General features: G+C 51.4%; 13 protein-coding genes and 4 pseudogenes. 9 read left to right on the top strand and 8 right to left on the bottom strand.

Going from position 1 to position 16,226, the window contains the following annotated elements; translation table 11 throughout:
• Window positions 1-283 (bottom strand): transposase (locus B5D58_RS12125; protein ID WP_143779588.1); only part of this gene is annotated, 283 nt, incomplete at its 3' end.
• Window positions 255-551, bottom strand: a complete 297-nt coding sequence (locus B5D58_RS14230) for a hypothetical protein (protein ID WP_234989081.1) — start codon at window positions 549-551, stop codon at window positions 255-257. The genes B5D58_RS14230 and B5D58_RS12125, both read right to left, overlap by 29 nt.
• Before the next feature lie 485 nt (window positions 552-1,036).
• Between B5D58_RS14230 and B5D58_RS12115 the strand changes: the two genes are divergently transcribed.
• The 3 genes from B5D58_RS12115 (at window position 1,037) to B5D58_RS12105 (ending at window position 3,356) form a co-directional block, all read left to right on the top strand.
• On the top strand, window positions 1,037-2,278 hold the full coding sequence (locus B5D58_RS12115; RefSeq protein ID WP_011112523.1) for a PQQ-dependent sugar dehydrogenase: 1,242 nt from the start codon (window positions 1,037-1,039) through the stop codon (window positions 2,276-2,278).
• Between the two features lie 248 nt (window positions 2,279-2,526).
• Window positions 2,527-2,856: a type II toxin-antitoxin system PrlF family antitoxin gene (locus tag B5D58_RS12110; RefSeq protein WP_011112524.1), complete on the top strand. Its 330-nt coding sequence runs from the start codon at window positions 2,527-2,529 to the stop codon at window positions 2,854-2,856.
• Entirely contained in the window at window positions 2,853-3,356 is a 504-nt protein-coding gene (locus B5D58_RS12105) for a type II toxin-antitoxin system YhaV family toxin (RefSeq protein ID WP_011112525.1), read from the top strand. Before B5D58_RS12110 ends, B5D58_RS12105 begins: the two co-directional genes overlap by 4 nt.
• A gap of 101 nt (window positions 3,357-3,457) precedes the next feature.
• Here the strand turns inward: B5D58_RS12105 and B5D58_RS12100 are convergent, their stop codons facing one another.
• Window positions 3,458-4,825 carry an NAD-dependent succinate-semialdehyde dehydrogenase gene (locus B5D58_RS12100; protein WP_198407846.1) on the bottom strand — a complete coding sequence of 456 codons (1,368 nt, stop codon included), beginning with the start codon at window positions 4,823-4,825 and terminating at the stop codon, window positions 3,458-3,460.
• Between the two features lie 10 nt (window positions 4,826-4,835).
• Entirely contained in the window at window positions 4,836-5,960 is a 1,125-nt protein-coding gene (locus B5D58_RS12095) for an AOC03_06830 family ribosome hibernation factor (RefSeq protein WP_011112527.1), read from the bottom strand.
• A gap of 387 nt (window positions 5,961-6,347) precedes the next feature.
• Here B5D58_RS12095 and B5D58_RS13985 point away from each other — a divergent pair, with 387 nt between their 5' ends.
• From B5D58_RS13985 to B5D58_RS12070, 5 genes are all read left to right on the top strand, one after another.
• Window positions 6,348-7,214, top strand: a complete 867-nt coding sequence (locus B5D58_RS13985) for a DUF2569 domain-containing protein (protein ID WP_011112528.1) — start codon at window positions 6,348-6,350, stop codon at window positions 7,212-7,214.
• A gap of 169 nt (window positions 7,215-7,383) precedes the next feature.
• The gene (locus B5D58_RS12085; protein ID WP_011112529.1) at window positions 7,384-7,836 is read left to right on the top strand and encodes a c-type cytochrome; all 453 of its coding nucleotides are present in this window, start codon (window positions 7,384-7,386) and stop codon (window positions 7,834-7,836) included.
• A gap of 36 nt (window positions 7,837-7,872) precedes the next feature.
• Window positions 7,873-9,219 carry a cbb3-type cytochrome c oxidase subunit I gene (locus B5D58_RS12080; RefSeq protein WP_011112530.1) on the top strand — a complete coding sequence of 449 codons (1,347 nt, stop codon included), beginning with the start codon at window positions 7,873-7,875 and terminating at the stop codon, window positions 9,217-9,219.
• Window positions 9,220-9,268: 49 nt separating this feature from the next.
• The gene (locus tag B5D58_RS12075; RefSeq protein WP_011112531.1) at window positions 9,269-10,048 is read left to right on the top strand and encodes a CbbQ/NirQ/NorQ/GpvN family protein; all 780 of its coding nucleotides are present in this window, start codon (window positions 9,269-9,271) and stop codon (window positions 10,046-10,048) included.
• Window positions 10,049-10,053: 5 nt separating this feature from the next.
• Entirely contained in the window at window positions 10,054-12,006 is a 1,953-nt protein-coding gene (locus tag B5D58_RS12070) for a nitric oxide reductase activation protein NorD (protein ID WP_011112532.1), read from the top strand.
• A 58-nt stretch (window positions 12,007-12,064) separates the two neighbouring features.
• Here B5D58_RS12070 and B5D58_RS14225 read toward each other — a convergent pair.
• The 4 pseudogenes from B5D58_RS14225 to B5D58_RS14335 form a co-directional block, all read right to left on the bottom strand.
• Window positions 12,065-12,492: pseudogene (locus B5D58_RS14225) on the bottom strand (transposase); the annotation flags it as partial.
• A gap of 104 nt (window positions 12,493-12,596) precedes the next feature.
• Window positions 12,597-12,948: pseudogene (locus tag B5D58_RS12065) on the bottom strand (IS1595 family transposase); the annotation flags it as partial.
• 193 nt (window positions 12,949-13,141) lie between these two features.
• Window positions 13,142-13,561 (bottom strand): annotated as a pseudogene (locus B5D58_RS14340) (autotransporter outer membrane beta-barrel domain-containing protein); the annotation flags it as partial.
• Window positions 13,537-14,868 (bottom strand): annotated as a pseudogene (locus B5D58_RS14335) (autotransporter outer membrane beta-barrel domain-containing protein). The pseudogenes B5D58_RS14335 and B5D58_RS14340, both read right to left, overlap by 25 nt.
• Window positions 14,869-15,963: 1,095 nt before the next feature.
• Between B5D58_RS14335 and B5D58_RS12040 the strand changes: the two are divergent.
• Window positions 15,964-16,226: transposase (locus B5D58_RS12040; RefSeq protein WP_143779587.1), on the top strand; the 263-nt coding region annotated here is incomplete at its 3' end.

The following is a 16,226-nucleotide window of genomic DNA, read 5'->3' as shown; positions in this document are numbered from 1 at the left end:
AAGCACTGGCTGTTTTCAATATCTCATTGGCTCGGCGCAGTTCCCTGTTCTCACGCTCCAACGCCTTGAGGCGATCACGTTCACTGCTTGTCAGACCTTCGCGTGCGCCATTGTTAATTTCGCTACGTTTAACCCATTCCAGCAACGTGGAGGGCACACAGCCAATCTTGGGTGCAATTGATTCAACCGCCGCCCATAGCGATGGATATTCGCCTCGATGTTCCTGTACCAGACGAACAGATCGTTCACGAACTTCAGGGGAAAACTTTGTTTGATTGCTCATGGCTCCATTCTCTCAAAAGTTGGAGCCTCCTCAAAACCCGGGGCGATTCACTATCGACCTGATACCACATCGCCATCAGCTCACGTGCCTTGAGATAACTCGCAACGAGTGTTGTTTTTCCAGCGCCGGGTGGCCCGGCAATCCATATGACTGGATGGTTGGCCCGTTCTCCATCCAACAGCGTAAACAAGCGGGGACGGTCGACTACATTGAATAGCTTTGGCTGGCTCAACTTTGCAAGGGCAGAAGGTTTGGCTGGAGCGTCCATCAGAAATATCACAATAGAAGAGTGAAGATCAAATGTGAAGGAGCTGCTGAAATAAGCATATCGTCTCCAGTCTAATCAGATCGATGAGGCTTAAAGACAAATTTCGATTTGCGTTTTCTTGATCTGGTATGAACCCAAACGACCCGCATTCTTGCTTCACCCGTTTCTTGCTGTCTACCCATGATAACGTATTTTATAAATACATCAGGGCTGCAGGAAAGGAAATACAACTCCCTGCCGAGCAGACCAATGACCTGTCCCGGCTTTTTCAAAGGCACGATCACCGAAATAGCCAAACACCAAGGCGTAAGTTTATCGGTGTGTCTGCTGGTGGGTGAAGACCTTTATGTGATAATCACCCAATCATTTTTCACGAGATATGAAATTTTTGATGACCGGTTTCCAAGGCGCTCATCTTCGAGTTCACAAACACGTTCCGTTTACGTCAGACAGACCATAATTGAACTCACATGCGGGAGGAGTAAATGAAGGAACAATCACTATCAATGAAGAAGAACCATAATTCCACGCCGGTTTCTTCAGTGTGTATCGTTGCGGCCATTATGCTTCTGTTTTATGGGGTCGGGTTTACACAGGCGCAAGACTTTAATACTCCTCCACCGAATGCACCGTATCAGCAACCGGCTTTCGAGGGCCAGACTCGAGCACCGATCATAGAAAAAAATGTACGGCTGAATGTACAGGTTATTGCTGATGGCCTGGTCCACCCCTGGGGTATGGATCAGCTCCCGGATGGCAGTTGGCTTGTAACTGAGCGTCCGGGACGGATGCGCCTGATCTCTGCGGACGGAAAAGTATCTGATCCGATTGCCGGCCTGCCAAACGTTGATGCCCGCGGTCAGGGCGGGTTACTCGATGTTGTGGTCCGTGATGATTTTGCGCAAACGCGCCAGATCTGGTGGAGCTATGCCGAACCTCGTGGAAAAGGACACAACGCAACTGCGGTAGCAACGGGCATTCTATCCAAAGATGGCAGCAAGCTCACGGATGTCCGCGTGATCTTTCGACAAAATCCTGCCTGGAACTCTACGGCTCATTTCGGCTCGCGGTTGGTTTTCGACCATGACGGTATGCTGTTCGTGACAACTGGCGATCGTTCTCTGCCACAACCACGCATTCTGGCGCAGGATGTCGGTACCCATATCGGCAAGGTGCTGCGAATCAATCCGGAGGGTGGACCTGCCAAAGGCAATCCACAAATCAAGGGAGGTCAGCCCGAAATCTGGTCATACGGACATCGCAATCTGCAATCGGCAGCGCTGGACCCGGACGGTAATCTCTGGACGGTTGAACACGGACCGCGAGGCGGGGATGAATTGAACCAGCCGCGGGCTGGATTGAACTACGGCTGGCCGATCATTACCTATGGTCTTGACTACAACGGTCGGGCAATCGGGAAAGGCCTGACAGCTCAGGATGGCATGGAGCAGCCTGTCTACTACTGGGATCCGGTGATCGCGCCCAGCGGTATGGCCTTTTATCAGGGCGAGCTGTTTACCGAATGGCAGGGTGATCTTCTGATAGGAGGCCTTGCCAGTCAGGCGCTGGTACGGCTGACTCTTGTCGATGGGCGCGTGACAGGCGAGGCTCGATATCTGCAGGGACAAGGCCGCATCCGTGATGTCGATATCGCCAAAGATGGCGCGATCATGATTCTGACTGATGCCGAGGATGGCACCCTGATACGCGTAACACCCGCACGATGACTTGTTATCACACGCCTCGATATAAAATTTTGGCTGGCGACGGCATTCCCTGATTAACCGCCGCAGCCTGTGACTGGTGATGCCTATATACGGGACTGGCCGGACAGGCAACGCGTGAGTCATGGTTTGAGAAGTTCCTGGTTGGCGTAAGCAGAATGGTAACAGTCGAAGTTAATGCATTTGCATTGAATAGACAAGGAAGTTGCATTACCATACAAGAACATCCATTCCTTTAGCAGGAGAACATTATGCCAACCACCCTTGAAATCGAATCCACGTTGACCGACCGTTACCAGACCACAGTGCCTGAATCCGTACGTCGCGCCCTTCAACTTGGTAAGCGCGACAAGATTCACTACACCATCCGCCCCGGCGGCGAAGTAGTACTGACCCGTGCTGAACCCCCTGAAGGTGATGATCCGGTGATCGGACAGTTCCTGACCTTCCTGGCCCTGGACATTGCAAGCCACCCTGAGCGCCTGCAGGCTGTAGATGCCAGCCTCGTCCAGCATCTGCAATCTCTGGTCGGTGGCATTCAAGTCGATCTCAATGCTGCTCTGTCGGTGGATGATGCATGAATCCGGGCAAGCCTATGCCCTTAGTGGTTCATGGCTGGACGATCTTTGCCCATCCACTGTTCCTCGCACAGATTGAGGTATTGATACAACAGGTCGAAGCCCACAAACAAAAGGACCCTGTCGGGTTTGTAAAGAAAAACGCCAGCAAACGACTGGCAGCCATCACAAAACTGGCCTTTGACATCATCCTGCAAGATCCAGCCCGGCCAGAGTATCGCCAAGGGGGCACCCTTGGCGACGATTACAAGCACTGGTTCCGGGCGAAATTCTTTCAGCAGTATCGTCTGTTCTTTCGCTACCACACACTTAGCAAGGTAATCGTATTCGCGTGGGTCAACGATGAGGACACCAGGCGCGCTTACGAAAGCAGTGACGACGCCTATCGAATGTTCCGCAAGATGCTGGAAAATGGCCTTCCGCCGGATGACTGGAATCAGTTGCTGGCTGAGGCTCGCGCCGAGGGGCAGCGCTTGCAGCAATTCGCCGCCCGATGGTGGTAATTGTCAATTTGTTATGTATTCACACTAACAGGAAAAAGAACACTTTGCTTTGGTGCGTATTTTTTGAGATAGGGTATGCAATACACTGCTGAACACGCTGCCTAAACCTCTTCCCCACCATAGACATTGACAGTCTTGATATTGGCGAACTCTCGCACCCCCCAGTAAGAAAGTTCCCGGCCAAGACCGCTTTCTCTGATGCCACCAAAAGGCATACGCGGATCCGATTTTGTAATGCTGTTGACAAATGTGGCGCCGGCCGCCAGTTGGCGCGCAACCTGCTCACCTTTTTCCAGATCCCGGCTCCACACACTTGCACCCAATCCGAACCGGGTGGCGTTGGCAAGCGTAATCGCTTCCTCCACGGTATCCGCCGTAATGACCGGCAGGACCGGACCGAATACTTCCTGCGTCATGACTTCCATTGCTGAATGAACACCAGTCAGAACCGTCGGTGTGAAATACGCACCTTTCCGTGTTCCACCCGTTCTCACCATGGCTCCCTTGGCAACCGCATCCAGTACGAACTGTTCCATGGTCTCGGCAGCCTGTTCACTGACGAGCGGGCCGATATCAGTTGCCTCATCGAGCGGATCACCCACCACCAGCTTTTCAACCTCGGCCAGCAACGTACTGGTGAATACCTCTTCGATTTCTTTCAAAACGATCAGGCGCTTTGCAGCAATACAGCTTTGGCCATTGTTCTGAAACCGTCCGATTACTGCGGCTTTTGCTGCGGCCGGAATATCTGCATCCCCCAATACGATGAATGGATCGGAACCACCCAGCTCCAGTACTACTTTTTTCAGATGTCTGCCGGCAACAGAAGCGACTGCCCGGCCTGCTTCTGCGCTGCCTGTCAAAGAAACGCCCTGACAAAGCGGGTGAGCGATGACTTGTTCAACTACTGTGTGAGAAACAAGCAGGGTTACAAATAGCCCTTTCGGGAATCCTGCTTCATTGACGGCTTCCTGAATTTTCAGCGCGGAGCCGGTTACGTTGGTTGCATGTTTCAGCAAGGCCCCATTCCCGGCCAGCAGCGCCGGGATCAGGAAACGCATCACTTGCCAGAAAGGAAAATTCCATGGCATCACCGCCAGAATGACTCCCAGCGGTTCAATAACGACACGATGCTTTATGCCATCCGCCGCAATCTCTTCTTCAGCCAGCCATGCGGCAGCCTTATCCGCGTAAATCTCACACGCCCAGGCGCACTTCTCTATTTCAGCACGGGCAGCACGGATGGTTTTCCCCGTTTCTTCCGTCATCAGCCGGGCGTACGATTCGGAATTTTCCCGTAAAACATCTGCCAGCTTCAGCAAAAGCGCCGTCCGCTCGTGTAAAGGCACTTGTCGCCACGCGAGATGGGCAGCATGAGCATGCTCCAGCATACTGAACACCATAGCTTCGGAATAGGGTGTGTATGTCTGCAATAATTTCCCGGATGCCGGATTTTTCGTCAGAATCACCGGAGGTTTCTTAGTATCTCGTCTGCAGACTGAGTGGAGCCTCCTTTCCCAACTGATCAGTCGACAGGAAATGAACCTCTCCTCTCTGCCGGATGACCAGTTCAATCAATGTGCCTACGACATCATCCGTAACCGTACCACCTGCCGCATCTACCGTTGCGGAATCCTCCTGCAGCGTAACGATTTTCTGATCAAAATCGATGATACCCGGCTGAATATACCCCTGACGTACGAATAAACGTGCAGCATTACCTGCATCGATCGCACGGAAAATCATGGAGGAATCTGTCAGCAGTTGATGATTGTTACGCGCCTGCGCAATGTACTGCAGTGCTGTCTCTGCTTTCTGCCGGCGATGATCCGAGACCAGTCCCTGTACTTCGACAATGATCTTTTCGGCCGGGATTCTCAGATCCGGAATGGAAGTCACCTCGCCGATAATATCGGCCGGCTGATCGCATACCTCCCTGAAAAAAGCTGCGTTACGCGCATCTCCGGCAATGATTACCGGCAAACGTTCCTGCTCGGGTTTGTTCTGGATTTCCTGCAGACTTTTATCCACACGATTGAAAAATTCCTTGAGATTGGCTGCTTCGTTGGGAATCTGCGCACGATCCAGCCCTTTTGCGGCAAACAAAAACGGATTTTCCATCGGAAAACTGCCTGTTCGCAATTCCGTTCTCGCATCGAATTCATGAACCAGATGGCTGTTGAACCCTTCAATCAGCCGGGCATCGGTACGCGAAATCACCAGCACACGGTAATGCACGGCACCATTTATTTCCCGAATGAGATCACGGATGGCAAAAGCCTCATCGACAATCATTTGCTCCTTCACGGTAAACGGAAAGTTGATGAGAGTGACCCCCTCCCGGTTGGCAAAAATACCCAGACCGTCAAGATTGTAGTTGTGATCATGCGTACTGATTTTTTTATCGATGGCCTCCATGATCGTCTCGGCTTCCTGCGTGTCCGGCCAGCTCTGCAGCCGGTTACGGGCTTCCGTGACAAGATTTTTCAGCATAATGGCATCCTGTTTGTTGTCCGGAAAAGTCCGGTGTGTGGGCAGCAGAATGCTGACAGCCAGACCTTTTTCACGACTGCTGAAATAATTCAGGAATGATTTCAATTTCATAGGAACCTCCCATCGATTGGTTATTTAACCGAACCTCCAAAAACATAACTTACAGTACCAGTTAAAGAAGCGCTGAACAAACAGGATTTCAGATTTTTCTGACACCAAAACCGACTGCACCACCAGAATCCGGCATTTCATGGAACTACATATCTATACGATTCTGATCACCTGGTAATACCGGGCTAAAGTAAAATTGCCGATGCCCGCGAACACCCTGAATCTGCCGCAGCACCCGGTACTGCGAATCAAGAACACTATATCAGCACCGAACCGGTGAACATGACGTTGATTTGTCCACACTGCCAGACCTATCCACACTCATCCGTATGATTAGAGCGGGGAAGCCTTGAGATTTCTACGACATACTTTTACGAAAACCATTTTATGAAGAAAACCGCATTCATATTGTCCGTGATTCTTATTCTGCTGGTTGCAGTCATGGCTTTGATTGCCTTGTTCAGCGAAATCGAGGGAGACAATGTTCGCCACGGAATCATGGGCGCGGGCATAAGTACCCTGCCCCTGGTTGCCTACTGCATATCGGTGGTTCGGGTATGTCGCGGCTGGTATCTCGTTGCAGCAACACTGAACGGATTGTTCTTCGCGCTAACTGTAGTATCGATCGTGATCATCCTGATGGATGATCCCTCGACGATGAAGAATTTGCTGGCAGTGCTGCTGGTACTGCTCGTTCCGCTCACACTCAATATTTTTGCGCTGATACACATACGGCGAACCGACTCCAGGCTGATGCCTCATCCGGATATTCCTGGCGCAGCGGGAGGGAAGAATCTGGAAGGTCTGGGCGGATGGCTGATTCTTGTAGGTTCGAATGTCGTTCTGTCGCCATTTGTGATCGCCGCCAGAACCTATAAAAGTTACGCTGAGATGTTTGCCAGTGGTGTATGGGATGTGCTCACATCACCCGATAGTATGGCTTATCATGCGCTTTGGGCACCGCTTGCGATTGGAGAGATAATATTGAATAGCGCCCTGATCCTGGCCTGGATTTACATAGCATTTCTGTTTTTTTCGAAACGGAGAGCCTTTCCTTTCTGGTTTATCGCGATCCACATCGCCACTGTGTGTCTCATCGTGATCGACGCCATAGTTGTTCACCATATTCTTCCCGATGCACCAATATTTGACGCGAATACCTTGCGAGAATTATCACGGCCCATCGGGGCCATCTTGATTTGGGCTCCGTACATGCTGATGTCGAAACGGGTAAAATCGACGTTTCTCCATTGATTCCCGAATTTTCGCTTTACGCATCAAATATCTCTTGTGTACCGGCGATCCATCGGACAAGATATGCAAAAACAATATAAAAAAACGGCTACACCTAGCTCTGCTGGAAGTGCCGGGCTTCGATCGTATTCCGTAACTATCTGAAATATCTGAACAAGGAGAGAGAGTAATGAGCGAAAGACTTACCAAATCCGCCGCCCGTAATATCTTTTACGGGGGAACGGCTTTCTTTATAGTGCTTTTCATTGCGCTCTCTGTCCATACCCATCTGTATATCGTCAACACTTCAACTGATGAAACGACTCTGACTGAATCCGTCACCCGGGGAAAACACGTGTGGGAGCGTAATGCCTGCATCAACTGCCACTCACTGCTGGGTGAGGGCGCCTATTTCGCACCGGAGCTGGGGAATGTGTGGGTACGTTATGGCGGGCGCGATCACGCGGAAGGCGCAAGAATGGGCCTGAAAGCATGGATGCGGGCTCAGCCGACCCGTGTACCCGGACGGCGCCAGATGCCTCAGTTCAATCTGAGCGAGCAGGAACTCGATGATCTGATCGACTTTTTTGAGTGGACGAGCCGTATCGATACGCAAGGATGGCCACCCAACACAGCAGGCTGATCTCACTGAACATCCCCCATCCAAAGGAGAACATTCATGAAATATTCAACCCAGAAGCTTGCTTACCCGTATTTCATCGCGGCGCTGCTGTTATTCATGGTTCAGGTGCTGGCCGGCGTACTGGCCGGCAGCGTGTATGCCATGCCCAATTTCCTGTCGGAAAGCCTGCCATTCCATATCATCAGAATGATCCATACCAATGCCCTGCTGGTATGGTTGTTACTGGGCTATTTCGGTGCGGCTTATTTCCTGATTCCCGAAGAAAGCGAGCGCGATATCCACAGCCCCAAAGTTGCCTGGCTGCAGTTATTCATCTTCGTCTTCGCTGCACTGGCTGCCGTGGTGAGTTACCTGGCAGGTGTACACGAAGGCCGGGAATTCCTGGAACAGCCTTTATGGATAAAAATATTGCTGGTAGTCGCATTTCTGCTGTTTCTCTACAACGTCTCCATGACGGTACTGAAGGGACGTAAAACAGTAGTGACGACCATTCTGCTGCTCGGTATGTGGGGAGCGGCACTGATGTTCCTGTTTGCTTTTTACAATCCCGGCAATCTTGCCCTCGACAAAATGTACTGGTGGTATGTAGTCCATATCTGGGTGGAAGGGGTATGGGAACTGATCATGGCATCCATGCTCGCCTTCCTGCTGATCAAAATGACTGGTGTGGATCGTGAAGTGATCGAAAAATGGCTGTATGTCATCGTCGGGCTGGCGCTTTTCAGCGGATTGCTGGGTACCGGCCACCACTACTACTGGATTGGCACGCCCGGTTACTGGCAGTGGATCGGCAGTATATTCTCGGTCCTGGAGGTACTGCCCTTCTTCGCCATGGTGCTCTGGTGCTTTCACATGGTGTACCGCAGCGGGCGCAATCATCCCAACAAAGCAGCAATGCTCTGGAGCCTTGGCTGCCCGGTCATGGCTTTTTTTGGTGCCGGGGTATGGGGCCTGCTGCACAGCTTCTCACAGGTCAATTTTTACAGCCACGGCACACAAATCACTGCCGCCCACGGACACATGGCGTTCTACGGCGCCTATGTCATGCTCAATCTGGCTTTCTTTACCTACGCACTGCCCCAGTTGCGCAATGCGCAGCCGTATAACCAGATTCTGAACATGTGGAGTTTCTGGGTAATGACAGCCGCCATGGCTTTCATGACCTTCACACTGACCTTTGCCGGTGTACTGCAAACCCATTTGCAGCGGGTGGTCGGGATGGGGTTCATGGAAATTCAGCAGCAGCTGGATCTGTTCTACTGGATGCGGTTGCTGGCAGGCGTCGCGTTTCTCGTAGGAGCACTGATGTATCTGTATGCGACACTGGGGCCGACCACGAAACAAGTGTCATCGTCACCGAACATGCAGCCTGCTGCCAGATGAGGCATCCGCGAACACTTCCCGGTTTTCCGGTCATTCCGGGAATGTTCCTGTGACGCCGATCCCTTTCTATGTACCGGTCGGCAATGAATGCGAGCTGTTCGAAACCGCCTGGCAGCGCCGGCTGCCGCTGCTGCTGAAAGGGCCGACCGGTTGCGGGAAAACACGCTTCGTCACTCACATGGCCGCCCGGCTGCAACGACCGCTGTTTACCGTTTCCTGCCATGATGACCTTACCGCTGCTGATCTGACCGGGCGTTTCCTGATCAAGGGAGGAGAAACGGTATGGGTGGACGGGCCGCTGACCCGTGCCATCCGTGAAGGTGGTATCTGTTATCTGGACGAAATCGTGGAAGCACGCAAAGACGTAACGGTCGTGCTGCATCCACTGACCGATGACCGGCGCATGCTGCCGCTGGAACGTACCAATGAAATCCTGCACGCACCAGATACTTTCATGCTGGTGGTTTCCTACAATCCCGGCTACCAGAACATTCTCAAATCGCTCAAGCCCAGCACGCGACAGCGTTTTGTCGCACTCTCCTTCAATTTTCCTCCACCGGAAATCGAGCTGGAAATCATTGCCAGTGAAAGCGGCCTGGCCAGGGATCGCTGCACTGCGCTGGTCAATCTGGCCACCCGATTACGGTTGCTGAAAGATGTCGATCTGGAAGAAAGTGTTTCCACCCGCCTGCTGGTTTACTGCGCAACACTGATGGCTGCCGGGCTGGATCCCTATCAGGCGGCCCAGGCTGCACTGGTCGAGCCGCTGAGTGACGAAACGGAAGTACAACAGGGGTTGCTCGAACTGATCCATGCTACTTTCGGCTGAGTATCATGTGGCAATGGCTGGAACTGGAAGAGCAAATCGGCCGTTTCTGGCACCGGCTGGTCGGGCAGACCGCAAACAGTTACCCGGAATATCCGTCAGTGGCTGTTTCACTCGAATGCGTTCATACAGCGTTATGCACGTTCTTTCATGGCATGGGAGGTCATCATGGCCTGCCACTGGTTGCCGGAATGCCGCAGACGACACCCCACCGCAGAAATCTGAAACAGCGCCTGGGCGGGGATGTGGAGAAACTGCCGCTGGCAATGCTCGATCGGGAACGGCTGATGTTACCGGCCTCGATCAGTCACTTTCCGGAAACATCATTGAATCGGCAATGCTACTTCTGGCTGGCCGCTTTCTTTGCCTCAGCGCCGGAATCCGTATCTGCTTCATTCCCGGATGATCCACTGCAAGCAGATCTCGTTTTCCTGCATTACGCTGATCAGATCAGCCTCCACGTTTGTGAACGCTATCCGGGACTGGAAAAAACCTACCGTACACTGTGTGCCCATGTGCTGCAATCGCGCCCGCATCGTTCCTTGCCGGCGCAGGAACAGGCAGTGGAAGCAGCTGTTCTCGCACTGCTCGGGCAGCCGTGCATCGATCCGGCAGGAGCGAATCTGCTTGCCCGTATCCGGCAACCCGAACCCGATTTCAATGATCTGCGGGCGGATAAAGGGTACCACCCGTTCCTGCCCGTACCGTTATGGGGAGTAGTCCAGCCGAATTCATCGCAGCAAGATGCTCATCAGACAATGCCTGCAGATACCAATACAGACCACGCAGATCGATCTGCCCGCCAGGAGGAAGACAAACACCGCAGAAAAGCCAGACGCGGAAGATTCGATCAGAGCGAACGCGATGATCCCCTGCTGCTGAATCGTTTCGAAAAACTGATCACCTGGTCGGAAATGGTAAATGTCAACCGGGCAGTAGAAGATGATGATGAAGCGGATGCCAGAAATGCGGCCGAATCGATGGAGGAACTGGCGATCACCTCTCATCCGCGCAGCGCTTCCACCGTATTGAAATTCGATCTCGATCTATCACCGGAAGATACCGACCCGGCCAGTCTGCTCGCGCAGCTGACTTATCGGGAATGGGATTATCGACGCAAGCAGTATCATGCCGCCCATTGCCAGATATGGTGCCAGATTGCCGGTGAAACCGGAGAACAATGGGAGCCCGATGACCGCGCCCGGCAGCAGTTTCGCCGGGTTAGACGACAATTCGAAGCACTCCGCCCCGACAAGGAAATCCTGCCCCGGCAGCTCGATGGCGCAGAACTGGATCTGGATGCACTGGTACGTGCCCGTGCTGATCAGACTGCCAGCGGCAAAGGTTCCGATCGACTGTATCTCGCTGTACGGCAGCAGACGCGGAATCTGGCGGTGATGATTCTGGTGGATGTCTCTCTGTCTACCGACAGCTGGATCAACAATCGGCGCATACTGGATATCGAGAAAGAAACACTGGTCGCCCTGGCGACGGGAATTGCCGCGTGCCGGGATACTTTCTCGATTCATGCCTTTACTTCCCGCAAGCGCCATTTTGTAAAGCTGACCACCATCAAGGATTTCGATTCCCCTTTCAGCAGCCGCACACTGCGACGAATTGCCGCTTTACGGCCGGGGTACTATACCCGGATAGGAGCAGCATTACGCCATACCAGCCAGTTGCTTGCGCAGCGGCCGGAACGCCATCGTCTGCTCCTGCTGCTGAGCGATGGCAAACCGAACGATCTGGATCACTACGAAGGACGTTACGGTATCGAAGACACTCGCCAGGCCGTCATGGAAGCCCGGCGACTGGGATTGAAACTGTTTGGTATCACGATCGATCGTGAAGCGAAGGACTATTTTCCGTATCTGTTCGGTCGTGGCGGCTACGCCATCATCAACCGGCCGGAACGGCTCATCGAAATCGTCCCGGCACTCTACCGGCAGTTAACCGGCTGACTGCCGGATTACTTCGTCTACCACACTATACTCGCAGCCAGAGCATTTCTCTTCCTGATTAGCAACGAACATCAGTAGCCCGAATGGAACGCAAGAGTTGTGGAGTAGCCGAAGCGGCGGCAATGAGTAGTCGTTCGTACAGCGAGCAAAGATCAAAACGATGGTTGAATCGATAACAAAAAGCAGCGAGATAGCGAACAACATACTTTGCTGAAGTTAAAGGTATGGTAACAACCCGACAAGCTGGTTTTGAGATTGCCAAGGATAGTATTGATCCAGCGGAACTCGGGAACCTCCTTTCATCCGGCAATGACTGTTGAATGGTGGCTGCAGCCAATTTCGGTGACAGCGCCAAAGCAGGCCAAGGCATCTGAGAATACAGCACTGCCGGGTGCCAGCTGATTCCTTGCCCAGACCGAAATTGCTTTTAGTGTGAAATCCGAGACCGGGGGTAAGTCTCACGCGCAAAGGGCGATCATCCTCAGTTATTCCAATTCTCGATAGAAATAAAAATAATTATATTCATAATATTATTAATTTACAGTATTTTATATGAGTTTATAATATCTGTTTCTATCTCTAATTTGAATTAGATACACAGCGGCAACAATGGTCACCTTATTCTCTGAACCTCTACCCGTTTTTCCTCCTGCACGCTCTCCACCAAGATAAGCATCATCGACTTGGATTTCACTATCAAGGCCATAGCACTCCTCACGATTGGCCATCGCCTGCATCAATTTGTGATGTATCAACCATGCTGTAAGATAGCTCACACCCAACTGACACTTGAACGCCAGGGACGACAAACCGATCTTGGCCTGACTAACCAGATAAACTACCAGGAACCAGACGGCCAGCGGCAGTTTGGCGCCCTGGAAAACTGTTCCGGCAAATCAATGAGGTCTGATGCAGACAGGCCTTGCATTGAAAAACCTTGCGTAAACCAGATTTTATAACTCAAATAAAACATAGCCATGGCTGAGGAGAGTTACCACAAGAAGCGTAACCCTGCACTTGCCCAGAAACCATGATTGTCTGATGTGCCCCCATCAAGCGAAGCGCGATAAGAAGCTTCCCCATATAGCGCCGTAACTTTGTTCAGAGAGATTGAACCGCCAACTCCTAACTCGCCTCATATTCGTTCACCGTGAGATCTCAGAGTCATACCTGAAACATCAACTTTATTTGAGAATGAAAAATCACGCAGAATATTGAAGATTCCGTAAATCTTCTGTGCATCATTAACACGATTGTCTGCAATTATGTCACTGAGATAGACCTCGTAAGCCAAACCGACACGGCCAATGGTACGATCATTGGTGCCCAGTTCGACATCATTTTGCAGACTGTCAGTAAAGCTATTTACTTGTACTTGTCCCCAACTTAGTTGCGCCTGCGGCACTAAAGCGTAACATCTATTCAATACGACACGATGTCCAATCTCAGCGCTCAATGAGTAGGCTCTGCCATGCCGATTTTTTGCGAGCGTGCCATGTGAATCGGTCGAGTAGTCCGTCCTGGTCCAGTTTACCTGGCCCTGCATGTCCAGATACGTTCCATTGTAACCATAACCCTATCGTGTTGGCCGGTGATACCTAACAGCCAATAGCTGGTCTTGCTTTCAGCAGCAATGATATCTGTACCTACTTGTATGCCCCAATTCTTGCTACGCCAAGTTGCATTAGCGCGGCCCACTTCCGGCGTTACACGTGCGTTATCGCCACGCACACGCATCCAAATGCCTTTCAGCTTGCCATCAACATCGCATGACAACTATTGGCGCTGACTCACACGCTGTTCCAGCGTGGCAAATGAAGTAAATGTACCCAGATATACCAATGTGGCATTCTCATAAGTAGTATCGATAGATCCGATCTGTTCCGTATTGCACAGATACCAACTGTTATTGACAGTCCCGTCGCAGGTGCCGAAATTTAGATCGTAGACAAAGGCCCCGCTTTCGAGAGGGCTGCTATTGGCTAGCGAAAACGCATTATTCGTGGATATGCCTCTGACATCGACAACCCGAATGCCGGTTGTGGTTAATCCCTGGGTACCGCCAATAGGATTGATCAGGATGCCCGTCGTACCAGAGGCATCACCCTCAATCACCAAACGGTCTGTAGTGGGATCGTCACCACCCAGTACCGTATCCAAAAGCAACGTGCCGCCGTTGCCAGAATAATTCCCCGAAGTGGTAAGCATGTCACCTACCGCACCATCAGCCAAGGTGATTATGCCGCTGTTATTGAATTGTTCGAGATTATTGAAAAAAGCCAGTTCGATGTAGGACGGATTATTTGCTGCGCGGATAAGGCCCAGATTGTTAAATTGATCATTACCACCGCCAAAATTTGAAGTTCCGTTCTCCGTAAACCAGGAGCCTACGTTGTTGAAGGTATCATCCGCATCTGTCAGGTTGACAGCACCGATGATGGTATTGCTATTGTTCTGCAAAGTAAGGCCGCTACCGATACTGATTGCCTCGATTGCAAGATCAGAAGCAAGGCCGCTTATATTGCGGACTTCGCCATTGATTGTTATGGTGAATGGGGCGGCGCTTGTATGAGAAGTGCTAATCCCTGCCACACTACCCTGAACGACACCTCCTGACAGCACCGTGAGTGAAGTCGGACCCGTACCATTATTCGTCAGCGATACACCATAATTACCACCTGTGGTGTTCGCCACTTCTATATCCAGACTAGTTCCTTGGGCACCGCTGATCACTTTCAGCGCATCGCCATTCTGGCTTTGCAAATGACCTGTAAACTCGCCCAGCGTGCTGCCACTGCCACGGTTCTCGATATAGACTGCACCAAAATCGCCATTAACATCATCGGCAATAGTTACATCCATATCGGTTGTACCAAGCCCGGCACGCAATTTGACTGCCTCAGCGGCTGGGTTGGAAGTCGTTACATCGCCGTTAATTAATAGGAGTGTCGTTCCGCTGCCACCGGTAGTTTCATTACCGAGATTATCCACGCCGTGCATCATCAGCAAACCGTACTCGCCTGCCTGGATATTGCCATTAACTACGACCAACTGATTGCTACCGTCATTGCGGATTAAGGTACCAGTGGTTCCAGCCAAGATGTTTCCAAGTATGACCTCCTGCACGCCACGTCCAAGATTGCGCGCCAATATGCCGATTCTTCCAGCTGTGATGTCGCCCGTGACGACGATATCCTGACACTGAGAATTGCCCCTCCGGTATCTTCGGTATTGAGATTGAACCCATCCCTGACGTTTGCGGCAACACTCCTGGCCCAGTTAAGAACCAAACTGCTATTGCTAGTAGCAACGGTGACAGCCTCATAACCAGCCGTGACAATACTTCCAGCCTCGCTGCTTATGATGATGCCGTTGCCTACACCATTTCCAGTAATCCGGATTCCCCAGCCATTAGGTGTTGTCGAAAATCTCGTCGTATCCAGCTCAAAGGTGCTATCCAGTGTTACCGATACGGGATTCGTAACGGCAGATAAAGGCTTGTACGTATCATTCACTGAGTCAGCCGCACCGAAGCAATCCCATTCATTAGTACCAGGAATCATCTCCTGAACAACTTCCAGCTATCACTGCATCTACAAGCGCAAAGTTCAATGCCATTACTACGGCAGCAAATATGGTTATGCGAACCGGTGCTATCGTGGATACGGCTACACTTTTGGATGTAAACAAGTAGCCGTTATAGCCGTTAAAAAAGAATCGACTGACCTCAGCGAATACCCGCTTTAGAGTAATTGCCTTAATGACAGAGAGCAATTGACAGACATGTAGTAAAGAATAAATCCTTGCAAAAGCAGAGGCACCGATTTCTTTATTGTGCTTGCAGTGCCAGCTACGAATTACGGTAATTTTTCTATGTATTCAAGGCGCTGGTTAGCTGAGGGGCGGATCTTTACTTAAACCAGGGTCTGTTAACACTATTTGTATTAAAATTACCGAATGGAAATATCCGCATCGCAATTCAAGCTTATTGAAAATCTACTGCCGATACAACGGGGTAACGTCACACTTTCGAATTTGGAAGTGCTCAACGCGATTCTGTATGTTGCAGAGCACGGCTGTAAGTGGCGTGGTCTGCCTGTGAAATTCGGCAATTGGCACAGCATTTACACGCGCGCCAACCGTTGGGCCAGGAATGGCGTCCTGGATCGGGTTTTCCTCGCGCTTCAGCAAAACAAGCTGATACAGCTGGAAGTGGATCA

The sequence above is a fragment of the Nitrosomonas europaea genome, from assembly GCF_900167395.1.
Taxonomy (GTDB): domain Bacteria; phylum Pseudomonadota; class Gammaproteobacteria; order Burkholderiales; family Nitrosomonadaceae; genus Nitrosomonas; species Nitrosomonas europaea.
This window is presented reverse-complemented; position numbering and strand designations above follow the sequence as displayed.

Coding starts and splice junctions, on each gene's coding strand:
- B5D58_RS14230 (WP_234989081.1), bottom strand. CDS start 551: ATGGACGCTCCAGCCAAACCTTCTGCCCTTGCAAAGTTGAGCCAGCCA.
- B5D58_RS12115 (WP_011112523.1), top strand. CDS start 1,037: ATGAAGGAACAATCACTATCAATGAAGAAGAACCATAATTCCACGCCG.
- B5D58_RS12110 (WP_011112524.1), top strand. CDS start 2,527: ATGCCAACCACCCTTGAAATCGAATCCACGTTGACCGACCGTTACCAG.
- B5D58_RS12105 (WP_011112525.1), top strand. CDS start 2,853: ATGAATCCGGGCAAGCCTATGCCCTTAGTGGTTCATGGCTGGACGATC.
- B5D58_RS12095 (WP_011112527.1), bottom strand. CDS start 5,960: ATGAAATTGAAATCATTCCTGAATTATTTCAGCAGTCGTGAAAAAGGT.
- B5D58_RS13985 (WP_011112528.1), top strand. CDS start 6,348: ATGAAGAAAACCGCATTCATATTGTCCGTGATTCTTATTCTGCTGGTT.
- B5D58_RS12085 (WP_011112529.1), top strand. CDS start 7,384: ATGAGCGAAAGACTTACCAAATCCGCCGCCCGTAATATCTTTTACGGG.
- B5D58_RS12080 (WP_011112530.1), top strand. CDS start 7,873: ATGAAATATTCAACCCAGAAGCTTGCTTACCCGTATTTCATCGCGGCG.
- B5D58_RS12070 (WP_011112532.1), top strand. CDS start 10,054: ATGTGGCAATGGCTGGAACTGGAAGAGCAAATCGGCCGTTTCTGGCAC.